This window comes from Uliginosibacterium paludis (assembly GCF_039631355.1).
GTDB classification, from domain to species: Bacteria; Pseudomonadota; Gammaproteobacteria; order Burkholderiales; family Rhodocyclaceae; genus Uliginosibacterium; species Uliginosibacterium paludis.
In genome coordinates, this window is sequence record NZ_JBDIVF010000001.1 from 1,026,242 (window position 1) to 1,032,786 (window position 6,545).

At 66.7% G+C, this 6,545-nt stretch carries 7 protein-coding genes; 6 read left to right on the plus strand and 1 reads right to left on the minus strand.

From position 1 onward, the window contains the following. The first annotated feature begins 15 nt into the window (after nt 1-15). Entirely contained in the window at nt 16-783 is a 768-nt protein-coding gene (locus ABDB87_RS05010) for an adenosylcobinamide-GDP ribazoletransferase (protein ID WP_345924627.1), read from the plus strand. A 6-nt stretch (nt 784-789) separates the two neighbouring features. Beyond that, entirely contained in the window at nt 790-1,329 is a 540-nt protein-coding gene (locus ABDB87_RS05015) for a histidine phosphatase family protein (RefSeq protein WP_345924629.1), read from the plus strand. Here the strand turns inward: ABDB87_RS05015 and ABDB87_RS05020 are convergent. Further along, on the minus strand, nt 1,313-1,738 hold the full coding sequence (locus tag ABDB87_RS05020) for a bacteriohemerythrin (RefSeq protein ID WP_345924631.1): 426 nt from the start codon (nt 1,736-1,738) through the stop codon (nt 1,313-1,315). The two genes, ABDB87_RS05015 and ABDB87_RS05020, sit on opposite strands and share 17 nt — an antisense overlap. A gap of 131 nt (nt 1,739-1,869) precedes the next feature. On the opposite strand from ABDB87_RS05020, the gene rfaQ reads away from it, so the two are divergent. Genes rfaQ through ABDB87_RS05040 form a run of 4 tightly spaced genes read left to right on the plus strand, consistent with a single transcriptional unit; the run spans nt 1,870 to nt 6,437 of the window. Further along, complete coding sequence (rfaQ, locus tag ABDB87_RS05025) at nt 1,870-2,973, plus strand: putative lipopolysaccharide heptosyltransferase III (RefSeq protein WP_345924633.1); 1,104 nt, start codon at nt 1,870-1,872, stop codon at nt 2,971-2,973. Beyond that, nucleotides 2,970-4,151, plus strand: a complete 1,182-nt coding sequence (locus ABDB87_RS05030; protein WP_345924635.1) for a glycosyltransferase family 4 protein — start codon at nt 2,970-2,972, stop codon at nt 4,149-4,151. Before rfaQ ends, ABDB87_RS05030 begins: the two co-directional genes overlap by 4 nt. Nucleotides 4,152-4,184: 33 nt before the next feature. Next, nucleotides 4,185-5,315, plus strand: coding sequence for a glycosyltransferase family 4 protein (locus ABDB87_RS05035; protein ID WP_345924637.1), 1,131 nt, complete (start codon nt 4,185-4,187; stop codon nt 5,313-5,315). Nucleotides 5,316-5,321: 6 nt separating this feature from the next. After that, entirely contained in the window at nt 5,322-6,437 is a 1,116-nt protein-coding gene (locus ABDB87_RS05040; protein WP_345924639.1) for a glycosyltransferase family 9 protein, read from the plus strand. The last annotated feature ends 108 nt before the right edge of the window (nt 6,438-6,545 follow it).

The window sequence follows — 6,545 nt, forward strand, 5'->3', positions numbered from 1 at the left end:
GACTCCCGACTCCCCGTGAAAGAACTCCGCCGCTTCCTGATCGCTCTGGGCTACTTCACCCGCCTGCCGATTCCGGCCTGGGTGGGCTGGTCGTCCAGTGAGCTGAACCGCGCCACCCGCTATTTCCCGCTGGTGGGCCTCGTCGTCGGCAGCGTCAGCGCGGCGGTGCTGTGGGCCGCGCTGCAGTTCTGGTCACCCGCCATCGCGGTACTGCTTTCCATGCTCGTCAGCCTGCTGCTGACCGGCGCCTTCCATGAAGACGGGCTGGCCGATTCGGCCGACGGCTTTGGCGGTGGCTGGGAGAAGGCGAAAGTGCTGGCGATCATGAAGGATTCGCGCATCGGCACCTATGGCGCCAGCGCACTGCTTACCGCGCTGATGCTGAAGTTCGCTGCGCTGCAGGCGCTCGGCTCGGCGGCCCTGCTCGCCTTGCCGGTGGTGCATGCGGCCTCGCGGGTGCCGCCACTCCTGATCATGGCCTTCATGACTTATGTGCGCGAGGACGACAACACCCGCGCCAAGCCGGTCGCCGAAGGCTTGCGGATTGCCGAATGGCTCACCGGCAGCCTGCTCGGGCTGGCGCCGCTGCTCGCCGGCTGCGCGCTGGGCGGCTTCACGCCGCTGTGCTGTCTTGCCCTGCTTGCAGGGCTGGCCCTGGCCGGTCTGCTCTGCGCGCGCTATTTTCGCCAGCGGATCGGAGGCTATACCGGCGATGCGCTCGGCGCCGCGCAGCAGGTCTGCGAGCTGACGGCCTATCTGATCCTCTGCTCATCAATCACCTGACCCTGCATGATTCACCTGATCCGTCACCCGCCGGTCTGCGTGCCGGCTGGCACCTGCTATGGCCGCAGCGATGTTGCCCTGAGCGAGGCGCCCGAGGCGCTGGGCGCGGCGCTGCGCAGCCGCTTGCCCGAACGATTCACGCTGATCTCGAGCCCGCTCTCGCGCTGCCTGGCGCTCGCAAGAACCCTCGGCGAGCCCTTGCTGGAACCGGACTTCATGGAAATCGATTTCGGAACCTGGGAGCTGCAGCGCTTTGACGATATCGGGCGCGAAGCCATCGATGCCTGGGCGCTGGATCCGCTCGGCTTCACCCCGCCCGGCGGCGAAAGCGTGGCCGCCATGGCGGCGCGGACCCGCGCGGCCTTGCAGGCTTGGCTGATGCGATGCAGCGGCCCGCTCGTGATCGTGAGCCACGGCGGCCCGCTGCGGGCGATGGTGGGCTACCTGCGCAACTGGCCCGATGCTGACTGGATGTGCCACGTGTTCGGTCACGGCGAGCTGCAAAGCCTGCCGCGACCGGCGTCAGACATCAACCGACCGAGCTGATCCCGTTGGCAGGCGTGCCGCGCGACCGGATCTGCATCTGGAAGGCCAGCGCGGCATCCATGGTTTCACCATGGCGGTGGAACCATTCACCGAGCGACTCGACCAGTTCGCGCCCGGCACCGGCCTGACCGCGGCGTACGTCACTCAACGCACTCTGCAGGAGGCTGATCACGCCTTCGTGATCCCGTGTGTGATTTTCGGCCATGGGCATGCGGAACTCGCGCATCCAGAGCTCTTCCTGCGCGAAATGGGCTTCGCAGTGAGCAATGAGTTGCTGCAGGCAGCGCGCTTCGTCGTCATCATCTGCGGCGGCCAGCAGGTTAGTCAGCATCACGAACTCCTGATGGGCCTCGTCCATCGGACCGGCAGCCAGCGCGTGCTGGCCCTGCTGCCATTCAATCGTTGTCATTCATGTCTCCTCGATAGCAGGTATTGATCGCGATTACCTGTCTGTGACCACAGCGTATCAGCTTCCGTTCCGGGCGTCGTCCTGCTCCGCAACATGCCTGCCCGGCAGGCCCGCTCCGCTACAATGCCGCCATGCCGAATCCCGCCGCCTCAAGCTATCTCCCGGATGCCATCGATCCCGGTCTGTTGCGCCGTGCGCTGGTCATCAAGCTGCGTCACCACGGTGATGTGCTGCTGACCAGCCCGGTCCTGTCTGCCCTGAAGGCCGCCGCGCCGCACTGCGAAGTGGACGCCCTGGTCTTCGCGGACACCGCACCCATGCTGGAAGGCCACCCCGATCTCGCTGTTCTGCACCGGATCGGGCGCGACTGGAAGAAACTCGGCCCGCTGACCCAGCTGGGCCATGAGTGGGCGCTGATCCGCACGCTGCGCGCACGCAACTATGATCTCGTCATCCATCTGACCGATCACCCGCGCGGCGCCTGGCTGAGCCGCCTGCTCGGGCCGCGCTGGGCGGTTGCGGCACAGCGCAGCAAGGGCGGCAAATGGTGGAAGAAGAGCTTCACCCATCTCTACAAGCCGGTCGGGGGCGGACGTCGCCACACGGTGGAAACCCATCTCGATGCCCTGCGCCGCCTCGGTCTGCCGGTGCCGGAGACGGCGCGGCGTCTGCGCATGGAGCCCGGCCCCGAAGCCCGCGAACGCGTCGATGCGCTGCTGGCCAGCCATGGGGTGGAAGCCGGCCGATTCGTCCAGTTCCATCCGGCCTCGCGCTGGTTCTTCAAATGCTGGCCGGTTGAACGCAATGCAGCCCTGCTGCGCCAACTCGTCGAAGCTGGCGAGCAGGTCGTGATGACGGCCGCCCCTGACCCGCGTGAGCAGGCCATGATTGACGCGATCATCCGTGACGCAGACGTCCCGGTGGTGAATCTGGCCGGCCAGCTCAAGCTGCGCGAACTCGCCGCCCTGACCGCCCGCGCCCGGCTCTTCGTCGGGGTGGACTCCGCGCCGATGCATATCGCCGCAGCGGTCGACACGCCCTGCGTAGCGCTCTTCGGCCCCTCGGGCGACCGCGAGTGGGGGCCCTGGATGGTGCGCGGCGAAGTCGTGACCAGTCAGCACAGCTGCCGCCCCTGCGGCATGGATGGCTGTGGCAACGGCAAGCTTTCGGAATGTCTCGTCAGCATCCAGGCCGACCAGGTCATGGATGCCATCCGGCGGACGCTCGCATCGTGACGGCGCAGGACGCCCGACCGCTGCGGCTGGCCATCGTGCGCCAGGCCTACAACCCCTTCGGCGGCGCCGAACGATTCGTCGAACGTGCGCTCGCCGCCCTGGGCAAGGAAGCACTCGAAGTCACGCTGCTGACACGCAAGTGGCAGGGCGAAGCACAGCCGGGCCTCCATGTGCTGCAGCTGCGCGCAGTCAAGGCCGGCCGCCTGCTGCGGGACTGGAGCTTTGCCCGCGCGGTGCAGGCCTGCGTGAAGGAGCAGGCCTTCGATCTGGTGCAAAGCCATGAACGCATCCCGGGCTGCGACATCTTCCGCGCCGGTGACGGTGTCCATGCCACCTGGCTGGATCTGCGTGCCCGCACGCTGGGGCCGCTCGCACGGCTCGGCCAGCGCCTGTCTCCCTGGCACCGCTTCATCCTGTCGCAGGAGCGACAGATGTTCGAAGACCCGGCGCTGCGCGCGGTCATCTGCAATTCACGCATGGTGCGCGACGATATCGCACGCCGCCATCCCCGCCTCGCGGATCGACTGCATGTGATCCACAACGGCACGGACCTCGAGCGCTTCCATCCCGGCTTGCGCGAACAGCACCGGGCCACGCTGCGAGCCTCGCTTGGCGTGCCCGAGTCGCGGCCGGTCCTGCTCCATGTCGGCTCCGGCTTCGAGCGCAAGGGCGTCCCGGCGCTGATCGAGGCCATGGCCCATCCCGAGCTGGCCGCGGCCGAGCTGTGGATCGTGGGCCGCGATCGCCAGGAAAGCCGCCTGCGCGCGCGCGCCGCGCGACTGGGCGTCGCTGGCCGGATCCGCTTCTGCGGGCCGCAACAGGATGTAACGCCCTGGCTCGGTGCAGCCGACGCCTTCGTGCTGCCCACGCTCTACGACCCGATGCCCAATGCCGCGATGGAAGCGCTCGCTAGCGGTCTGCCGGTACTGAGCTCGACGAGCTCGGGGGCGGCAGAGCTGATTACGCCGGGCGTAAACGGCGAATGTGTCGACGCACTGGACATCGCCGCCATCGTCGGAAAAGCGGCAAAAATGCTGGCCGCCATGCAGGATCCGGAAAAAAGCGTCGCCATCCGGATCGCCGCGCGCAAAAGCGTGGCAGAAATGAGCAAGGAAGCGATGGCCGTGCAACTTGTGGCGCTCTACCGGCAGCTGATGGCCCGGGTATCACCGCTATAATTCCCCACCGATCTGTACGGAATTCCACGCATCATGGCGCAATACAACACCCTGCTCTCGCAGCGCTGTCTGCACATCGTGCACACCGAATCGTCCTGTGGCTGGGGCGGTCAGGAAATCCGCATCCTCGAGGAGTCGCGCGGAATGATGGAACGCGGCCATCGCGTGACCGTCCTGTGCCCGGTTGAATCCACCCTCTTCGCGCGAGCCCGCGACTGGGGCGTGAAGGCCGTGGCGCTGCCGATCCGCGAAAAGCGCTGGCCCGACTTCAAGGCCATGCGGGCCTGGATCCTCGAAAACCGCGAAGACATCGATCTCGTCAACACGCACAGCTCGACCGACTCCTGGCTGGTTGCACTGGCCAATCTCTCGCTGGGCAAGAAGGCCGTGCCCGTCCTGCGCACGCGCCACATTTCCGCGCCGGTCAAGAACACCTTCGCCAACCGCTGGCTCTACAACTCGGCCGCCCAGCGTATCGTCACCACCGGTGAAGGGCTGCGTCACGAACTCATCGACGGCCTGGGTCTGCCTCCTGAAAAGGTCCAGTCCATCTTCACCGGCATCAATACCAAACGCTTCATGCCGGGCAGCAAGATCGAAGCCCGCCAGAAGCTGGGGCTCGACGTGAATGCCGTCTGGATCGGCATCATCGCGACGCTGCGCTCCTGGAAAGGTCACAAGTACCTGCTCAAGGCGATTGCCGAACTGGACGATCCGCGCATCCGTCTGGTCATCGTCGGTGACGGCCCGCAGCGGGACAAGCTCAATCGCCTGACCGTGGAACTGGGTCTCACCCGCACCGTGCGCTTTGCCGGTCAGCAGCGCGATGTCGTGCCCTGGCTGCAGGCCCTCGACGTGTTCGCCCTGCCTTCCTACGCCAATGAAGGCGTCTCGCAGGCCGTGATGCAGGCGATGGCGGTCGGCCTGCCCGTCATCACGACGCCGATCGGCAGCTCCGCAGACGTCATCAAGGCTGGCCTCACCGGCATGCTGGTGCCGCCGAAGGACAGCAAGGCACTGGCGCAGGCGATCCGCAAGCTCGTCGACAGCCCGCAGGAGGCAGCACGTCTCGGCGAAGGCGCCCGCGCCTTTGCGCTCGACAACTGCGGTATCGAGCGCATGATCACCCGCATGGAAGCCGCTTTCCAGCGCGTTGCCGGATAAGCGGGCTTGAGCCGGAGCACGTCCCGACTCCTGCTGTGGCCCATGGTCCTGGCAGGCTGTGTCACCCGCTTGTTCCGGCGCTGCCCGGCGGATAGCCCGCGCCGGATCCTGATTGCCCACCATCTGCTGCTCGGCGACACCCTGATGCTGGCGGCACTCTTTGCCAGGCTGCGCGAGAATCATCCGGATGCAGAAATCCTGCTGACCTGCCCTCCGGCTTTCCTGCCGCTGTTTGCTGCGCGCCCATGGGGCGTGTCGGCGTTCGCCTACGATCCGCGTGACAGCCGCAGCCTGATCGCCTGGTGGCGACGTCGCGGCTTCGATCTCGCCGTGCTGCCAGCCGATGCCAGACTCTCCTGGCTGGCCCTCGCACTGGGCGCACGCCGCATCCGCGCACTGTCAGGAGACCGGCCGGGCTGGAAGTACTGGCCTGTCACCGAACAAGTCCCGTTTCCGCGGCAACTCACGGCGCTGCCCGAACTCTTCGCGCTGCTTGCGGGCGGCAAACCGCCCGCCGCCTATCAGCCGGAACAATGGCCCCTTGCTCCCACCGCACCGGCAGCACTGCCCGCCGCCTCTTATGCCATCCTGCACCTGGGCGCCAGCAACCCGCTCCGCAACTGGCCCGCAGAACGCTGGCATGCACTGGCTGAAGCGCTTGAAGCGCGCGGCATGACGCCTGTCTGGAGTGCCGGCGCACGCGAAACCGCGCTCGTCGAGGCCGCAGATCCGCATCAGCGCTGGCCCAGCCTGGCAGGCAAGGTCGATCTGCTGCAACTCGCCCACGCCTTGCGTGGCGCCCGCCTGCTGATCTGCCCCGATACCGGCGTCATGCATCTGGGCCGCATCGTGGGCACGCCAACGGCAGGCATATTCGGACAGGGAGCGGTCGAACTCTTCGGCAGCAGCCCGTTTTTCACCCACACGCCGTTCACGGCGCTCAGCGTCGACATCGCATGCCGGAATCAGCGCACGCTGTTCAAGCGCGAAGCCGACTGGGTTCGTCGGTGCGCCAGGCGCCCCGGTTTGCCACCTTCGGGCTGCGCACAAGCGCTCTGCATTGAAGCCATCAGCATTGAGGCCGTCATCGCTGCATGCGATGCACTACTGGCAAGGCAATGAAAAACGGCCGCATCAGCGGCAATGCCGCTCGGTTAAGACTGAGCGGCATTTTTCTTGATGGGGTAGTGGGTTTTGGTCATGCGTACGGCACGAGGGGATCTGCGCTCG

Excerpts from the sequence above, each read along its gene's own strand:
- ABDB87_RS05015 (WP_345924629.1), top strand. The coding sequence starts at position 790 with ATGATTCACCTGATCCGTCACCCGCCGGTCTGCGTGCCGGCTGGCACC.
- ABDB87_RS05035 (WP_345924637.1), top strand. The coding sequence starts at position 4,185 with ATGGCGCAATACAACACCCTGCTCTCGCAGCGCTGTCTGCACATCGTG.
- ABDB87_RS05020 (WP_345924631.1), bottom strand. The coding sequence starts at position 1,738 with ATGACAACGATTGAATGGCAGCAGGGCCAGCACGCGCTGGCTGCCGGT.
- rfaQ (WP_345924633.1), top strand. The coding sequence starts at position 1,870 with ATGCCGAATCCCGCCGCCTCAAGCTATCTCCCGGATGCCATCGATCCC.